The organism is Ruegeria lacuscaerulensis (assembly GCF_013031245.1).
Lineage (GTDB): Bacteria > Pseudomonadota > Alphaproteobacteria > Rhodobacterales > Rhodobacteraceae > Ruegeria > Ruegeria lacuscaerulensis_C.
Window position 1 is genome coordinate 210,878 of sequence record NZ_WPZL01000004.1, and the last position, 16,539, is coordinate 227,416.

Consider the following 16,539-nt stretch of genomic DNA (forward strand, 5'->3'; position numbering starts at 1 on the left):
AGCACACGCGTTTCGCGTGTGTCTGGTACTTGGGATCGTAAGCTTGATATGAAGCAAACTCCGATACATGACGCGCATTTCCAAACAGGCGAGCCCGCGGTGGGCAACAGCTCCGCGGACGACACGGTTGACCTGGGCGCGCTGGTGGGAACGCTGTGGCGCGGCAAATGGATCGTCGCCCTGTCCACCGCCGTGGCGATATTGATTGGTGTGTATTACGCGTTTGTCGCTGCTGTCCCGGTGTACAAGTCTACCGCTGTGGTCATGCTGGAAACTGATCAGGCCAGCGTGGTAGATCTGCAAAGTGTGGTTGGCGGTCTGGCCGGGGACACGGCCGAAGTCAATTCCGAACTGGAAGTGCTAAAGTCCCGGGGCCTGATGGGTAAGGTTGTCGACACGCTGGACCTGGTCTCGGACCCAGAGTTCAATGCAGATCTTCTGCCGGTCTCTGCGCTCGATCGGGTGAAGCAGTTTATTAAATCCATATTTGCAGCTCAGACCGGCCTTGATCCGGAGTCCAAGGAACTTGCCGAACAGCTGATCCGGGACGATGTGATTTCCGCACTGATCGGGAAGGCCGCGATTCGCAATGTGCCGCAAAGCCTGGTGTTCGAGGTGACGGTCGAAACCGAGTCAGCCCGCAAGTCGGCGCTGATTGCGGACACCATTGTCGAGCTCTACGTCCTGAACCAGATCGAAGTGAAGTTCGAAGCCACCGAACAGGCGACCTCGTGGCTGACCGATCGGGTGGCTGAGCTGCAGATCGAGCTGGAAACTTCGGAGGCGAAGGTCACCGAGTTCAACGCCTCTACGGCCCTGATCTCACCAGAGGCGCTGCAATTGCAGGAAGTTCAGTTGAAGGACCTGCGTGAACGCCGCGTTTCAGCCGAAGCGGCCAGCGTCTCGGCGCAGGCCCGGTATGACGCGTTGAACGCATCAGACAGCCTCGAAGAACAAGCCGAAGCCAGCCAGGATCCGCAGCTTCAACGCCTGTTCAGTCAGATCGAAGAATCCGGCACAGGTGAAGACGCCTTTGACACGGCCTTCCAGCGCCTGGTGGCACGCACCGCGCTCGAGGCGCGGCGGGCGGATCAGCAGGTTGAGGCCCTGACGCAATCGGCTGAAGAATTGGGTAAGCAGATCGCGCAGCAGAATGGGGATCTGATCACACTTCAGCAATTGGCGCGTGAGGCCGAAGCGGTCCGGCTGCTGTATGAGTATTTTCTGGCCCGGCTGAAGGAGACATCGGCGCAGGAAGGTATCCAGAAAGCGGACAGTCGCCAATTGTCGCGTGCCGTGATCCCCAGCGATCCTTCGGCACCGCGAAAGCCTCTGATCCTTGCGCTGTCGGCTATTTTGGGCGTCATGCTGGGCGCGGCCATTGTGTTGCTGAATGAAGCGCGGCGCGCAGGCTACCGGTCGGCGCAGGAGCTGGAGCGCAAAACCGGCTACAGCGTTCTGGGTCAGATTCCACTCTTTCCCGCCCGCGGACGCCGCAAGGTTCTGGAATACCTCGCCGACAAGCCTTCTTCGGCCGCGGCCGAGGCGGTGCGCAACCTGCGCACCTCGTTGATGTTGTCCAATGTAGATCACCCGCCGCAGGTCGTGGTGATGACGTCTTCGCTGCCGGGTGAGGGCAAGACGACGAATTCTCTGGCGCTGGCGCAGAATTTCGTCGGGATCGGCAAAAAGGTGCTGCTGGTCGAAGGCGATATCCGGCGCCTGACCTTGACGTTGCAACTGATGGACGTGCCGCACAAAGGGATCGTGTCAGTTCTGGCAGGGGACGCGACGGCTCAGGAGGCAATCTTTCAGGATCCGCTGTTGGGGTGTGACGTTCTGGCGGGCGAAGAAACTTCAGCCAATGCGGCAGACCTTTTTGCCTCGGAACGGTTCCGAGTGTTTCTCGAGGACATGCGCAAGCGGTATGACGTTATCCTGATCGACACGCCACCGACATTGCTGGTGTCCGACGCGCGCCTGATTGCTCGCAATGCCGATGCGGTGCTGTTGACCATCAAATGGAATGACACGTCCGAACAGGATGTCACCGAGGCCATGCGTTTGTTCCACACCGATAATCAACGCCTGACAGGGATAGTGCTGGGTCAGATCAACGCCCGAAGCGCCAGGCATTACGGCTATAGTTATGGCGGCCACGCAAACAAGTATTACAGCAACTGATCACCAGCTACAGCAGCAAAAAAACAGCGCACCTTTTAGGCGCGCTGTTTTTTGTTTGAAGTCGAAGGTTCATTTCGTGGTGCCAACCGTACTTGTCGTGCTGTTTGTTGATCCACCGCCGCCAGCGGCAGCCAGCCCAACAGCAGCCGCGGCCACGCCAAGCGCTGGTGCAACAAGCGGCACAAATCCGGTGACACCTGCAGTTGCGGCCGCGCCTGCCGCACCTGCACCGCCACCTGCCTGGGCTGCTGGCGCCGGGTTGGGCGTTGCCGGACTGGGTGGCGTTTCCTGCGCATACACGCTTGTGGTTGAGAGGGCAAAAATCAGAAGCGTCTTTCTGATCATCTTGAATCTCCTAAAGCAAGTCTTGCCCCGGACGCTAACACAGCCGATAGGCACAGAAAATGCCGCACCATGGAAAAAAATAAAAAATGCAGGGAAAGTGATGTTTTTCAGCGGCTTGGTGACAAACATGCCGCACATTGTTGCGCCCTAAATGACCTCCGGAGCAAAGTGCCTTCTTTCAAGAGTCCGAAAACTGCGATACGGGCCATGGAAATTGGCAGATTCGCCACAAAGGTGAATGAAACCCTGTGAATTTGAAATGACACAAGACCCCATTCGGAAATGCGGCTAATCAGGCGCCAAGAAAAAACAGCGACAATTTGAAGTGAAGAATCGAGCGGTGAAAAGTGGGCTAACGCGCCTGTTGATATTGGCGTGCGCCGTCGCTGCGGGCATGGCTCGGGCGCAGTCGGTGTCGACATATGGCACGCCCGGCCTGTTGGATATCCCGACTGCTGAGATGTTCGACGACGGCACGCTTGTTTTCACGGGGGCGGGGTTCAGAAATACCGGACGGGCGACGATGACTTTCCAGATGTTGCCCTGGGTTCATGGCAGTTTCCGGTACGCTGTTCTCGACAGGTTGGATGGTCCCGATTCCACACGCTACGACCGCAGTTTCGACGTCCACTTCCGGCTGCGCGAAGAAAGCAGAAGCGGACCGGCTATTGTGATGGGGTTGCGCGATTTTGGCGGCACCGGCATCTATGCTGCGGAATACTTCGTTGCCACAAAAACTTTTCAAGACCGGTTCAAACTGACTGGTGGCATTGGGTGGGGGCGCATGGCCGGACGCGGTGCGTTTTCGAACCCGCTGAGCGTATTCGGCGACCGGTTTGACACGCGAAATAACGCAAACGCCGGCGGTATTTCAGAGACCGGCCAGCTGGATTTCGGCAACTGGTTTCATGGCGACGCTGCATTGTTCGGGGGCGCCATCTGGCAATACAGTGACCGCCTCACTTTTCTGGCCGAATATTCCCCCGACCTTTACACCCAAGAAAGCACAAATGACAATTTCAGGGTCAAATCCCCGTTCAATTTCGGTGCTCAATACAGGTTTAGAAACGGGTCTCAGCTGACGGCTTCTTATCTGTACGGCACCACGCTTGGAGTGACCTACAGCTACTTCATCGATCCGCGCAAAACGGTGGCTCCGGGCGGGCAGGGCGCCGCGCCGCCGCCTCTGGTGCCGGAAGATCAGGTTGCCTTGACCCGCCCCCGCAACGAGGCGGATATCCGGGATCAGTTGCAAACGGCACTGGAGCAGGAAGGGTTACGGCTGGTCTACCTTTCTGAATCCGGGGATACAGTTGGGGTCGGGGTCGAGAACAATACCTATGGCCAGGCGGCACAGGCCCTTGGCCGCACCGCGCGTGTGCTGGCGAACGAGCAGCCGCCTCAGGCAGAATATTTTGACATCGCTCTTATGTCCAGTGGAGTGCCTTTAAGCGCGGTCCGGGTAAATCGGAGCGATCTGTATGAGCTTGAGCACGACCCCGATAACGCCTGGCGCAGCTTTGCCCGGGCCGAGATTTCAGACACGATCCCGCTGATCCAGGGCGGTATTATCAGCGATGCCTATCCGCATTTCTCGTATCGGTTTGGACCCTACCTGAATCTTTCTTTTTTCGACCCCGATGACCCGGTGCGATACGAAATCGGTGCGGCGCTCGGGCTGGATTATACCCTGACGCCCGGGTTCACTCTGTCGACGGGTTTGCGTCAGCCGATCATCGGCACGCTGGATGACAGCACCCGTGTTTCGGATTCGGTGCTTCCACATGTGCGATCGGATTGGGCGATCTACGCTCGGGAATCCAATCTGCGGATCGAACACTTGACTGCAGAATATTTGTGGCGGCCCGCGGAAAACTTCTATGCGCGCACCACGCTGGGCTATTTGGAGACCATGTTCGGTGGATTGTCGACTGAACTGCTCTGGTACCCGACGGACAGCCGGTTGGCGCTGGGGATCGAGGCCAACTACGTCGCCCAACGCGACTTTGACGTTTTGTTCGGCTTTCAGGATTACAAAGTCGCCACCGGCCATGTCTCGGCCTATTACGACTTGCCGGGGGATTATCATGCGCAGATTGATGCGGGCCGGTATCTGGCAGGCGACTACGGGGCGACCTTTTCTCTGGATCGCGAGTTCAACAATGGCTTCAAGGTCGGCGCCTTCTTTACTCTGACCGATGTAAGCTTTGAAGATTTCGGTGAGGGCTCGTTCGATAAAGGTATCCGGCTGGAAATTCCGGTCTCGTGGCTGACCGGGCGACCGTCCCGCAATAAAATCAGCCAAACGATCCGCCCGGTTCTGCGCGATGGCGGCGCACGGCTGAACGTACGCAACCGGCTTTACGGTGTGACCCGCGAGGCGCGCGCGCAGCAGTTGTCCCGCGGCTGGGGGAGGTTCTGGAGATGAAGGCCCTGCGTGCCGCATTTCTTGGGCTTCTTCTTGTGTCCTGCGGCGAGGCACAGGATGATTTCGACCTGTTGCGCGGCGCGTTGCAACCGAACGCGCCCCGGTTCCACCCCCGCGCCGAGGCGCTGGCCGCGCGCCGCCCGATCCCGCCCCGGCTTGAGGTCGGGTTTCCTGCCAGCGACCTCAGCGGTGTCATGTTGCTTGAGGTCGAGCGGGACGGAGTGCAGACTTGGCTGACCGCCGACGGCGCCACGATTACGCTGGAACAGGGGTTCCTGACCTCGACCAAAGGGTTCGGTGGGGGCATGGCCGGTTCGGATGTCCGCCAAAGCGCCGATCTGATCCTCAATGGCGGCGAGGGTCGGGTCGAACGGTTCCACAGCTTTCTCAACGGTAATGATGAGATCGAGCTGCACGCGTATATTTGCCAGATCAGCACCTTAGGGTCCGAGGACATTGTCCTGCGTGGCGCCCCTGTCGCCACTCAACGGCTGCAAGAGCAATGCTATGGGGTGGCGGAAAGCTTTACCAATACCTACTGGGTGCAGGGAAGCACCCGCAAGATTGTCCAGTCCTCGCAATGGACTGGCGCATTTCTGGGCAACATGTTCATGAAGGTTGTGCCGGATGATACCTAGATTTTTGAACAGCGGAGGACACATCGTGCGCCACATTCCACTCTTCCTCAGTGCGCTGGCTCTTGGCGGTCTGATCGCCGGATGCTCGACCATTTATCGCAGCCCCTCGGTAACTGCGGGCGTCTCGGACAGCGGCAAGGTACGGGTCGTGCCGGTGACGCCGGAAACCGTGCTGGTGGCCAACCGCTCGCCCTATTCGCCAAAAACCCTGCCTTCGGTATTCGGGCTGTCGGCGGGATCCGGCTCCAGCGCCAGCCTGCGCGGCACCGGCCCCTTGCCCGAGGCACCTTCAACCCAGGATGGATCGCGCGCGGGATTGCAACTGGACCCGCCGCCGCAGATAAACCCGGGCCCCTATACTATTGGCATCGGCGACGTGCTGGTGCTGTCCACCCCGTCGACGCAAGGCACAGCGGGTGAACTGTCGGGACTGCTGGCCGCCCAAAACAGCCGCAACGGCTACACCGTGCAGGATGACGGGTCGATCAATATCCCCGATGTGGGCCGCGTCCGGCTGGTCGGGCTGACAGTGGATGAGGCCGAGGCTCTGCTGTTTCGGCGCCTGGTCGAGAACCAGATCGATCCGACCTTCAGCCTTGAGATCGCCGAATTCAACTCGCGCCGCGTGTCCGTAGGCGGGGCGGTGGGTCAACCCGGCGTACAACCCATCACCCTGACACAGCTGACGCTGGGCGAGGCGCTGTCCGCCGCTGGGTCCGTCTCGGTCAGTGATATCGATAACAGTTCGGTGCGGATCTATCGCGATGGCCGCATGTATCAGATTCCACTCGAAGATCTCTACTCGCGCACGGATCTGCAGAACCTGAATCTGGTCGCCAATGACTCGGTCTTTGTCGACACCGACTACGACCTTGATCGCGCCGAACGCTTTTTTGTTCAGCAAATCCAGCTGCGCGAAACTGTTCTGGAAGGTCGTCAAACCGCCCTGCAAGAGCTTTCGACCGCCGTCAATCTGCAACGGGCCGACCTGAATGAACGCCGTGACAACTTCATCCAGTCGATTGAGCTGGACGCGGTGGACAGGGATTACGTCTATCTCAGCGGCGAGGTCCGCACCCAGGGCCGTTACGCTCTGCCATTCGGCCACGAAGCGAGCCTGGCGGATGCGCTGTTTGACACCGGTGGCGGGATCGCGAAAGAGACCGGTGACGCCTCGGAAGTCTACGTTTTGCGCGCCTCGCAGGATGCGCGGGAATTTGGTGCCGTCACCGCATGGCACCTCGACATCCGAAACGCCGCACAACTCACCCTTGCCGCGCAATTCGAACTGCGCAGCAACGACATCATCTTCATCGCAGAAAACCCCGTCACAAAATGGGGCAGAACAATCAGCCAGATTACACCGTCGCTGATCACAACGCCAATAAACGCTGCAGTGAATTAAGAGCAGGTTGCGATCTGGCTTCGCTTTGAAAAAAAGGAACTGCCGAGAACACCAATCGGCAGTTTCGGCAGTGACTTTCCGGCACAACAAGATCGGCGGGACAAGCAAACGGGTTAAGCCTTCAATACTCAGTACGGCAATGCATCGACCTTCTGCGCCAAAAAGAACGCAGACTGGAAATACAGCGGAACCGAGTAGCACGGCAGACCACCGGGAACCTGTTATCCGGCGCCGTCAGCAAGACTATCGGCTTAAGATGCGGAATCGCGAAATTCCGTGTCTTCGGCATCGACTAAAGCCGCAAGGTACGCGCCGTACCGGGTTTTTTCGAATGCCCTGGCGTGTTTTTTCATCAAGTCACGATCGATCCAGCCCTGTCCAAAAGCGATCTCCTCCGGGCAGCCAGCCTGCAGCCCCTGTCGCTCCTGCAAGGTGCGCACGAAATTGCCCGCATCCAAAAGCGAGCCATGCGTGCCGGTGTCCAGCCAGGCATAGCCGCGGCCCATGGTTTCCACCCGCAGGGTGCCGTCGTCCAGATACATCTGCAAAAGATCTGTGATTTCCAATTCGCCGCGCGGCGAAGGCGTCACCATTCGCGCACGCCGCGGCGCGCTGCCATCCAGAAAGTAGAGCCCGGTTACGGCATAGTTCGAGGGGGGAACGCGTGGCTTTTCAATGATTTCCTGCACTGTTCCGTCCTTGCTAAAGGCCACCACGCCATAGCGTTCCGGATTGGCCACGTGATACCCGAAGGCGGTGCCGCCGACCTTCTGGCTATCCGCTGCTTCCAGAAGTTCCGGCAAGCCATGGCCAAAAAAGATATTGTCGCCCAGCACCAGCGCCGAGGGGGCGCCATCGAGAAATTCCTCGGCGAGGATAAACGCCTGCGCCAGCCCTTCCGGTGACGGCTGAACCACAAAGGTCAGGTCGATCCCCCATTGACTGCCATCGCCCAGCAACCGGATGAATTGCTCCTGATCCTGTGGTGTTGTGATCACGCAGATTTCGCGGATACCCGCCAGCATCAGAACGGACAACGGGTAGTAGATCATCGGCTTGTCGTAGAGAGGCAATAGCTGTTTCGACACCGCCATGGTGATTGGGTAAAGCCTGGTTCCCGAACCGCCCGCCAGGATGATACCTTTCCTGCCAGAACTGCGTGTGACATCAGTCATGAAACCTCTCCCAAATCTTTAAGAATATCAGTTAACCCCAACCGCCAATCCGGCTGGGGGATACCAAAAACGTTCTCTAACAAGGTGCAATCGAGCCGGGAGTTGAGTGGTCTCGCCGCAGGCGTCGGATAATCTGAGGTCAGGATATCCTCTACCACGCAGTCGATCACGGCCTGTCTGAAAATCTCCCGGGCAAAGCCTGCCCAACTGGTCTGAGGTGCGCCCGCCAGATGATAAAGGCCGGACTTGCTCGGGTCTTTGCCTATTTGCCGCGCCATTTCCAGACAGGCGGCGGCAATGTCACGGCCCGGGGTCGGCGCTCCGATCTGGTCGGCAACGATGGTCAGCCGCTCTCGCTCGCGCCCCAGTCGCAGCATGGTTTTCACGAAGTTATTTCCGTGGCTCGACACCACCCAAGAGGTGCGCAGTATGGCATGAGTGCCTCCCGCCCTACGGACCGCCTCTTCGCCCGCCAGTTTTGAGCGGCCATAGGCGCTGACCGGAGCCGGCGTGTCAGTCGTTTGCCAGGGCACTTCACCGCTGCCGTCAAAGACGTAATCCGTAGAAACCGTCACAAAGGGGATGCCCATTTCTGCGCAAACCCGGGCCATGGCCCCCGGTGCTTCGCCATTGATCACAGTGGCCAGCGCCTCCTCTTCCTCTGCCCTGTCGACGGCGGTATAGGCGGCGGCATTGATCACGGCTTGCGGACCCCGCGCCCGGATGGCATCCGCACAAGCCAAAGGATCACTTAGATCCGCCTGGTCGCGACCCAGGCAGGTCACACCCCCTTGCCTTGCCAGTTCGCGCGCCAATTGGCCGGTTCTGCCGAAAACCAGAATGTTCATGGGATCAGCCCCGCCCTTCTGCCATCTTGTTCCATCCCCTCCTGTCGGAACGCCTTCAGGTCCCGGTGCCCAGTCGCTTGCCGACGCCGTCGCGGCCCTGCAGCGCACGCCACCAGCCCTCGTTGTCGAGATACCATTGCACGGTGCGCTCCAACCCTTCCTCAACCGTTACCGAAGGGCGCCAGCCCAGCTCTTTCCGGATACGTGTCGGATCAATGGCGTAACGTGCGTCATGACCCGGACGGTCGGTGACAAAGGTGATCTGATCCTTGTAGGATCTGCCGTCCGCGCGCGGACGTTTGTCATCCAGAATCTCGCAAAGCGTGTGCACCAGTTCCAGGTTTGACCGCTCATTCTCGCCGCCGATGTTATAGGTCTGCCCAAGCGTGCCTTTCTGCACCACCAGCAGCAGCGCGTCGGCGTGATCCTCAACATAAAGCCAGTCACGCACGTTGGAGCCGTCGCCGTAGATCGGCAGCTCTTTGCCCGCCAGGGCATTGAGGATCACCACCGGGATCAGCTTTTCCGGGAAATGGTAAGGCCCGTAATTGTTTGAGCAGTTGGTCAATACCACCGGCAGTCCATAGGTTTCACGCCATGCCCGCACGAGATGGTCGCTGGCGGCCTTTGAGGCCGAATAGGGCGACCGCGGATCGTAGCAGGTGTCTTCCGTGAATTTCACCGACCGGTCGGCAGGCAGGCTTCCAAAAACTTCGTCCGTCGAGATGTGGTGGAAGCGGTAGGTTTCCGGCTTGCCGGTCTTGGTCCAGAACTTCCGGGCAGCTTCGAGCATATTGAAGGTACCGGTGATATTGGTTTCGATGAAATCGCCGGGCCCATCGATCGATCGGTCCACATGGGATTCCGCTGCCAGGTGCATCACCGCATCCGGTTTGTGGTCCGCAAAGATGCCGTCCAGTGCATCACGGTCGCGGATATCGGCATGTTCAAAGGAATAAAGCGGGCTGTTCTCAACTTCCGCCACATTCTTCAGGCAGGCGGCATAGGTAAGCGCGTCCAGGTTCACCACCTCATGACCACGTGCAACCGCAAGCCGCACCACGGCCGAGCCGATGAATCCCGCGCCGCCTGTGACCAGAAACTTCATCTCTTATCCTTCCCAGGTGAATGGGCTGTCGAAGTCGGCCAGAGCGGGCGCCACTGAGTCCTTTTCAGACAGTACAGGGGCACCATCGAAACCCCAGTCAATGCCGCAGCTGTACCATGCAATGACACCGTCACAGTCTGGCGCGTAATAATCGGTGCATTTGTAGATCACCTCGGTATTGGGCGCCCGGGTAACGAAACCATGCAGAAACCCCTTGGGCACCAAGAGCTGCTTGCCGTTCTCTGCCGTCAATTCAACTCCGAACCATTTGCCATAGGTTGGCGATCCTTTGCGGATATCCACAGCCACATCAAACAGAGAGCCCCGGCCGCAGCGTACCAGTTTGTCCTGGGCCGCAGGTGGCGCCTGAAAATGCAGCCCGCGCAGGGTGCCAGCCTGCGCTGACAGTGAATGATTGTCCTGCACAAAGTCCAGATCGATCCCGCACTCTTCCAACCGACGACGATTCCAGCTTTCGCTGAAAAAGCCGCGCGAGTCGCCGAAACGTGCCGGCGTCAGCACCTTCAACCCCGGAAGTTCGGTTTCTTCAATTTGCATAACGTCAAACCTGGATACCTTGGTTGAATTGGTGTGTGTGTTTCAAAACATCACTTTAATATCAGCCCATTGTTTGTACACCTTACAAGTGTTCCAGGCCAAAGTAATAAACACCGAACAGATCTGCGAAGACATTGTACCAATAAGCGCAACAGTGGGTTTGGTGAACCGTAACAACGCCTGTACGGTCAGGAGATTTGCCTCTTTTAGTCCTGCATTGCAGGTCATCAAGGCGGTGAACCTCAGAAAAAAGGTTGCTTCGCACAGGTCGGGCCATACCGGGCCGAAAAACATCGACCAGACACCGTGTTTCAGATGGGTTGCGACGACGTCGATGCGCGATGTGACACCCCGACCGGGCGCGTCCTTCCGGACGATCCGCATCTACACTCGGCCATTCTGAAATGAATTCTCTGACCATCTGGTATCGGCAGTCGGGTCTGACTTTCCCTTGGGTCGTCACGGTTATTCACAATCAATTGTTGCAACCGTCAAAATGATCTGGATGATCAGGATCACCGAGGCTGCAAAAAGCGGCCCACCGTCTGAAAGGACGGAGCAAACAAAAACCGGGGAGACTAAGATGATCCTAAGAAACCTGATGATCGCCGCCAGCGCCACGGCGTTGATGGCGGCTGGCGCATCGGCTGATACTCTGCGCTGGGCGCGTGCCGGGGACTCGCTGACGCTGGACCCGCACGCCCAGAACGAAGGCCCAACATCGGCTCTGGCGCACCAGATCATGGAGCCGCTGGTCATGCGTGACCATTCAGGTGCCCTTGTGCCCGCGCTGGCGACCGAGTGGGGCCCGTCCGAGGCCAATCCGAATGTCTGGGTGTTCAAACTGCGTGAAGGCGTCACCTTCCACGACGGGGCCGAGTTCGACAGCGATGATGTCCTGTTCTCGCTGAACCGCGCGATGACGCCGGATTCAGACTACAAGGAGCTGCTGGCCTCAGTCAAAGAGGTGCGCGCGCCGGATAAATACACCATTGAGATCGAAACCGATGGTCCGAACCCGATCATGCCCAACAACCTGACCAACATGTTCATGATGGACAAGGACTGGGCTGAGGCGAACAATGCCGTGAAGGTTCAGGACTATGAGGGCGGCGAAGACACGTTCGCTGCCAAGAACGCCAACGGCACCGGACCCTACAAGCTGGTCAGCCGCGAACCGGACGTGAAAACGGTACTGGCCGCCAACGAAAACTACTGGGGTAAAGACGAGTTCCCCCTGCAGGTAACCGAGATCGTCTATACCCCGATCCAGAACGCAGCCACCCGCGTTGCGGCGCTGTTGTCAGGCGAAGTCGATTTCATTCAGGACGTGCCGGTTCAGGACCTTGAGCGGGTTGCCGGCGCCAACGGTCTGGACGTGCGTACTGCGCCGCAGAATCGGGTGATCTTCTTTGGTCTGAACCAGGGCGATGCGGATCTGGCCAACGACAATGTCGACGGCAAGAACCCCCTGTCCGATGTACGCGTGCGTCAAGCCATGTCCAAGGCGATTAACCGCGATGCGATCAAACAGGTCGTCATGCGTGGTCAATCGGCCCCGGCTGGCATGATTGCCCCGCCCTTCGTGAATGGTTGGGATGAGGGCATGGACAGCTCCTCGACGACAGATATCGAGGGAGCCAAGGCTCTGATGGCCGAAGCGGGCTATCCGGACGGTTTCACCATCCAGCTCGATTGCCCGAACGACCGCTACATCAATGATGAGGCGATCTGTCAGGCGGCTGTCGGCATGCTGGCCCAGATCGGGATCACGGTGAACCTGGATGCCAAACCCAAGGCGCAGCACTTCCCGCTGATCAACAACCTGGAAACCGACTTCTACATGCTGGGCTGGGGCGTTCCGACCTATGACTCGGAATACATCTTCAATTTCCTCGCCCACACCAAGGGTGAGAAGTACGGCTCGTGGAATGGCACCCGTTACAGCAACCCGGAACTGGACGCCAAGATTCAGGCTCTGGCGTCGGAAACCAACCTGCCCGAACGCGACAATCAGATCGCCGAGATCTGGCAGGTGGTGCAGGACGAACAGCTTTATATCCCGATCCACCATCAGGTGCTGAACTGGGGCATGAAGTCCAACGTTGGCACCGTGGTCGAGCCCGAGGATTCGCCCAAAATCAAATATTTCACTCTGAACTGAGGCAATCACATCAGTGATTTGGCGGGGCGCGAATGTCGCGCCCCGCCGCCTTTTGCGTTATCCTTCAACGCATCGTCCATTTGCAGGACACACAGGGAGAAGCCACCATGATCCTTAGAAGCAGTGCCATCGGTCTGGCCATGCTGATCGCCACCGGCGTTCAGGCCGCCGATTTCAAATGGGCCTCGACCACCGACCCGCAAACCATGGACCCGCATGCCGTCAATTCCGCAGCGGTTTTGGGGTTCCTCAACAACGTCTATGAAGGGCTGGTCCGGCGCGGCAAGGACATGAGTGTCGAACCCGCGCTTGCGGTCAGCTGGGAGCCCATCGGCGATGGCGAGGGCTGGCGTTTCCATCTGCGTGAGGGTGTTACCTTTCATGATGGCAGCATTTTCGACGCGCGGGACGTGCTGTTCAGTTATCAGCGCGCCTCGGGCGAGGCCGCGGATACCCGCAGCTGGTTTGCGCCGATCAGTGATGTGATCGTGGTCGACGATTACACAGTGGATTTCATGACCACCGCGCCGAACCCGCTGTTCCCGTCCTCTATTGCCAACTGGATGATCATGGATCAGGGCTGGACCGAGGCCAATGATGCGGTCGTGCCCGACAAGGAAACCGGCAATTACGCGACGCTGAACGCAAACGGCACCGGCGCATTCAAAGTCACCGCGCGCGAGCCCGGTCTACGCACGGTGCTGGAACCGTTCGAAGGCTGGTGGGACGAAGCGGAACACAATATCACCGGCGCCGAATTCACCCCGATCCAGAATCCGGCCACCGCGGTTGCGGCGTTGCTGTCGGGCGATGTGGACATGATCAACCCGGTGCCGATTCAGGACGTTGCGCGTTTGCAGCAGAACGGCGATGTCGACGTTATTCAGGGCATCGAGGCGCGTGTGATCATGCTGGGTTTCGATCATCAGGCTGAGATGCTGAAATACACCGACGATGCGGGCAAACCGAACCCGTTCCGCGACGCGCGCGTGCGCAGGGCTGTGGCACAGGCCGTAAATGTCGACGCCATTCTGGCCACCATCATGCGCGGCAATGCCGAGGCGGCCTCGCAACTGGTCAGCCCTGCGATGAGCGGCTACTCTGAATCCAATGCTGCGCGCCCTGCATTTGACGTCGAGGCTGCCAAGGCGCTGTTGGCCGAGGCAGGGTATGCGGACGGCTTTTCCTTCGGTCTGAAATGTCCCAATGACCGCTATCTGAATGACGAGGTCGTCTGTCAGGCCGTGGTCAGCATGCTGGCCCAGATCGGGATAACGGCAGAGCTGGATGCCATGCCCGTCCGCAACTACTGGCCTGAGCTGCGCGAAGACAATTACGACATGTACCTCTTGGGCTGGAGCCCCGGGACCTTTGATGCGGAACATCCGGTTCGGTTCCTCGTGGCCACTCCAAACGAAGAGAAAAAGCTGGGCAGCTGGAATTTCGGCGGCTTCTCGAACGCGCGTGTGGATGAACTGCTGCCGATGATTCAATCGGAACTGGACGCCGCCAAACGTCAGGCCATGCTGGACGAGGTGGCGCAGATCATTCAGGACGAACAGGTCTATGTGCCGATGTATGTGCAGCCTCTGGTCTGGGGTGCGCGCAGCAATGTCGAGCTGACACAGCGCCCGGACAACTTCTTTCTCCTGCGCTGGGTAACGGTGAATTAGCCGTTCGGACGTCGCGTCTGACCGTTAGCGATACCTTGACCATCCGGTCAAGGACGGCCTAGAGAGACAGATCAACGGGGAAAATGAATGTTCGCATATATCGTCCGAAGGATGTTCCAATCCGTGATCGTGCTGCTGGTCGTGGGTCTGGTCGCGTTTTCGATGTTTCGCTTTGTCGGCGATCCGATCGACAACATGCTGGGGCAGGAGCGCACGCAGGCCGACATTGATCGGCTGCGCACCGAGCTTGGCCTGGATCAGCCCTTTCCGGTCCAGTATTTCAAGTTCCTGCAAGGCGCTGTGCAGGGCAATTTCGGCGTCTCGTATCGTCAGGGACGTCCGGTCTCGACGATCATCGCCGAACGTGCGCCTGCGACGTTGGAGCTTGCCTTTGTTTCGGGCTTTCTGGCGATCACAGTGGGTATCGCGTTGGGCGTTTTCACCGCCATCCGACGACAAGGGGTCGCGGCAAATATCATCATGACCGTCAGTCTGATCGGAGTGTCCCTGCCGACCTTCCTGATCGGGATTTTGCTGATCTACATCTTCTCTGTCGAGCTGGACCTGTTACCCAGTTTCGGCAGGGGTGAGACCGTCATGATCGGCGGCTGGTCCACAGGGTTCCTGACAGCTTCGGGTCTCAAGGCGCTGATCCTTCCGGCGATTACGCTGGGCCTCTATCAGATGACGCTGATCATGCGGCTGGTGCGGTCGGAAATGCTCGAGGTGATGCGTGCCGATTATGTCCGCTTTGCGCGCGCCCGAGGACTGTCGGATCGGGTGATCAACTTCCGCCACGCGCTGAAGAACACTCTGGTGCCTGTGATCACAATCACCGGGTTGCAGCTGGGCTCGATCATCGCTTTCGCCATCATAACCGAGACAGTGTTTCAGTGGCCGGGCGTCGGTCTGCTGTTCATCAACGCGATCCAGTTCGTCGATATCCCCGTCATGGCCGCATATCTGATGCTGATTTCGGTCATGTTCGTCACGATCAACCTGATTGTCGATCTTCTTTACTATGCCATCGACCCGCGCCTGCGCGTCGACGCGAGGGCCACATGACCGATACCGCCGAATCCCCTAAAGCCCCCGCCAGGTCGCGCTTTGCCAAGTTCTGGGACAGCGATTTTGCTTGGTCGTTCCGGCATTCACCGGTGGCCATAATCGCCTCGCTGGTCGTGGTGATCCTTGTGTTGGCGGCGATTTTTGCGCCGCTGATTGCGCCACACAACCCGTTCGATCCGGCATCGCTGAACCTGATGAACGGCTTTACGCCGCCGGGCACGCCTAACGCCTTTACGCAGGATACCTTCCTGCTGGGCACCGACGATCAGGGGCGCGACGTGTTCTCGACCATCCTCTATGGCATGCGCATTTCGCTGTTTGTCGGCGCGTCGGCGGTGCTGCTGGCGATGATCATCGGTGTGGTTCTCGGGCTCGTGGCTGCCTATTTCGGTGGCTGGGTCGAGACCCTGATCATGCGCATCGCAGATGTGCAGCTGACCTTCCCCGCCATTCTGGTCGCCATGCTGATCTTCGGTATCGCCAAGGGGGTGACGCCACCGGAATACCGCAATGAGATGGCGATCTACGTGCTGATCATCGCGATTGCCCTGTCCGATTGGGTGCAGTTTGCAAGGGTCGTTCGCGGTGCCGCACTGGTTGAGAAGAACAAGGAATATGTGCAGGCCGCCCGTTTGATCGGGCGAGGATCGATCCCGATCATGTTCCGGCACATTCTGCCGAATGTGCTCAGCCCGGTCCTGGTGATTGCCACGATCTCGCTGGCGCTGGCGATTATCGCCGAGGCAACGCTCAGCTTCCTGGGTGTCGGCGCACCACCGACCCAACCCTCACTTGGCACGCTGATCCGCATCGGGCAGGGCTTCCTGTTCTCGGGTGAGTGGTGGATCCTGTTCTTCCCGGCCTGCACCCTTCTGGCGCTGGCCCTTTCGGTCAACCTGCTGGGCGACTGGCTGCGCGACGCGCTGAACCCCAAGCTGCGGTGAT

General features: G+C 58.9%; 14 protein-coding genes. 8 read left to right on the forward strand and 6 right to left on the reverse strand.

The window, feature by feature from the left end:
- Positions 1 to 99 precede the first annotated feature (99 nt).
- Positions 100 to 2,184 (forward strand): GumC family protein, encoded by a 2,085-nt coding sequence (locus GOX66_RS07480; RefSeq protein WP_336509457.1) that lies wholly within the window; start codon positions 100 to 102, stop codon positions 2,182 to 2,184.
- A 69-nt stretch (positions 2,185 to 2,253) separates the two neighbouring features.
- Here GOX66_RS07480 and GOX66_RS07485 read toward each other — a convergent pair whose 3' ends face one another.
- Positions 2,254 to 2,529, reverse strand: a complete 276-nt coding sequence (locus GOX66_RS07485) for a hypothetical protein (RefSeq protein ID WP_170761182.1) — start codon at positions 2,527 to 2,529, stop codon at positions 2,254 to 2,256.
- A 394-nt stretch (positions 2,530 to 2,923) separates the two neighbouring features.
- Between GOX66_RS07485 and GOX66_RS07490 the strand changes: the two genes are divergently transcribed.
- Genes GOX66_RS07490 through GOX66_RS07500 form a run of 3 tightly spaced genes read left to right on the forward strand, consistent with a single transcriptional unit; the run spans position 2,924 to position 7,000 of the window.
- Positions 2,924 to 4,957: a YjbH domain-containing protein gene (locus GOX66_RS07490; RefSeq protein ID WP_170761439.1), complete on the forward strand. Its 2,034-nt coding sequence runs from the start codon at positions 2,924 to 2,926 to the stop codon at positions 4,955 to 4,957.
- The gene (locus GOX66_RS07495) at positions 4,954 to 5,595 is read left to right on the forward strand and encodes a YjbF family lipoprotein (protein WP_170761184.1); all 642 of its coding nucleotides are present in this window, start codon (positions 4,954 to 4,956) and stop codon (positions 5,593 to 5,595) included. The genes GOX66_RS07490 and GOX66_RS07495 overlap by 4 nt, the downstream gene beginning before the upstream one ends.
- A 25-nt stretch (positions 5,596 to 5,620) precedes the next feature.
- Positions 5,621 to 7,000: a polysaccharide biosynthesis/export family protein gene (locus GOX66_RS07500; protein WP_336509459.1), complete on the forward strand. Its 1,380-nt coding sequence runs from the start codon at positions 5,621 to 5,623 to the stop codon at positions 6,998 to 7,000.
- 251 nt (positions 7,001 to 7,251) lie between these two features.
- On the opposite strand, the gene rfbA is transcribed toward GOX66_RS07500, so the two are convergent.
- From rfbA to GOX66_RS07525, 5 genes are read right to left on the reverse strand one after another with little or no spacing between them, the layout of a single operon-like run.
- The gene (rfbA, locus tag GOX66_RS07505) at positions 7,252 to 8,175 is read right to left on the reverse strand and encodes a glucose-1-phosphate thymidylyltransferase RfbA (protein WP_170761188.1); all 924 of its coding nucleotides are present in this window, start codon (positions 8,173 to 8,175) and stop codon (positions 7,252 to 7,254) included.
- Positions 8,172 to 9,023 (reverse strand): dTDP-4-dehydrorhamnose reductase, encoded by an 852-nt coding sequence (gene rfbD, locus GOX66_RS07510; RefSeq protein ID WP_170761190.1) that lies wholly within the window; start codon positions 9,021 to 9,023, stop codon positions 8,172 to 8,174. The genes rfbA and rfbD overlap by 4 nt, the downstream gene beginning before the upstream one ends.
- 55 nt (positions 9,024 to 9,078) lie before the next feature.
- Positions 9,079 to 10,131 carry a dTDP-glucose 4,6-dehydratase gene (gene rfbB / locus GOX66_RS07515; protein WP_170761191.1) on the reverse strand — a complete coding sequence of 351 codons (1,053 nt, stop codon included), beginning with the start codon at positions 10,129 to 10,131 and terminating at the stop codon, positions 9,079 to 9,081.
- Positions 10,132 to 10,134: 3 nt separating this feature from the next.
- Positions 10,135 to 10,689: a dTDP-4-dehydrorhamnose 3,5-epimerase gene (rfbC, locus tag GOX66_RS07520; protein WP_170761193.1), complete on the reverse strand. Its 555-nt coding sequence runs from the start codon at positions 10,687 to 10,689 to the stop codon at positions 10,135 to 10,137.
- Between the two features lie 42 nt (positions 10,690 to 10,731).
- Positions 10,732 to 11,073: a hypothetical protein gene (locus GOX66_RS07525; RefSeq protein WP_170761195.1), complete on the reverse strand. Its 342-nt coding sequence runs from the start codon at positions 11,071 to 11,073 to the stop codon at positions 10,732 to 10,734.
- Positions 11,074 to 11,272: 199 nt separating this feature from the next.
- Here GOX66_RS07525 and GOX66_RS07530 point away from each other — a divergent pair, with 199 nt between their 5' ends.
- From GOX66_RS07530 to GOX66_RS07545, 4 genes are all read left to right on the forward strand, one after another.
- Positions 11,273 to 12,853 (forward strand): ABC transporter substrate-binding protein, encoded by a 1,581-nt coding sequence (locus tag GOX66_RS07530; RefSeq protein ID WP_170761197.1) that lies wholly within the window; start codon positions 11,273 to 11,275, stop codon positions 12,851 to 12,853.
- Between the two features lie 107 nt (positions 12,854 to 12,960).
- On the forward strand, positions 12,961 to 14,526 hold the full coding sequence (locus tag GOX66_RS07535) for an ABC transporter substrate-binding protein (protein WP_170761441.1): 1,566 nt from the start codon (positions 12,961 to 12,963) through the stop codon (positions 14,524 to 14,526).
- An 87-nt stretch (positions 14,527 to 14,613) separates the two neighbouring features.
- Positions 14,614 to 15,591: an ABC transporter permease gene (locus GOX66_RS07540; RefSeq protein ID WP_170761199.1), complete on the forward strand. Its 978-nt coding sequence runs from the start codon at positions 14,614 to 14,616 to the stop codon at positions 15,589 to 15,591.
- Positions 15,588 to 16,538 carry an ABC transporter permease gene (locus tag GOX66_RS07545; RefSeq protein WP_170761201.1) on the forward strand — a complete coding sequence of 317 codons (951 nt, stop codon included), beginning with the start codon at positions 15,588 to 15,590 and terminating at the stop codon, positions 16,536 to 16,538. Before GOX66_RS07540 ends, GOX66_RS07545 begins: the two co-directional genes overlap by 4 nt.
- The last annotated feature ends 1 nt before the right edge of the window (position 16,539 follow it).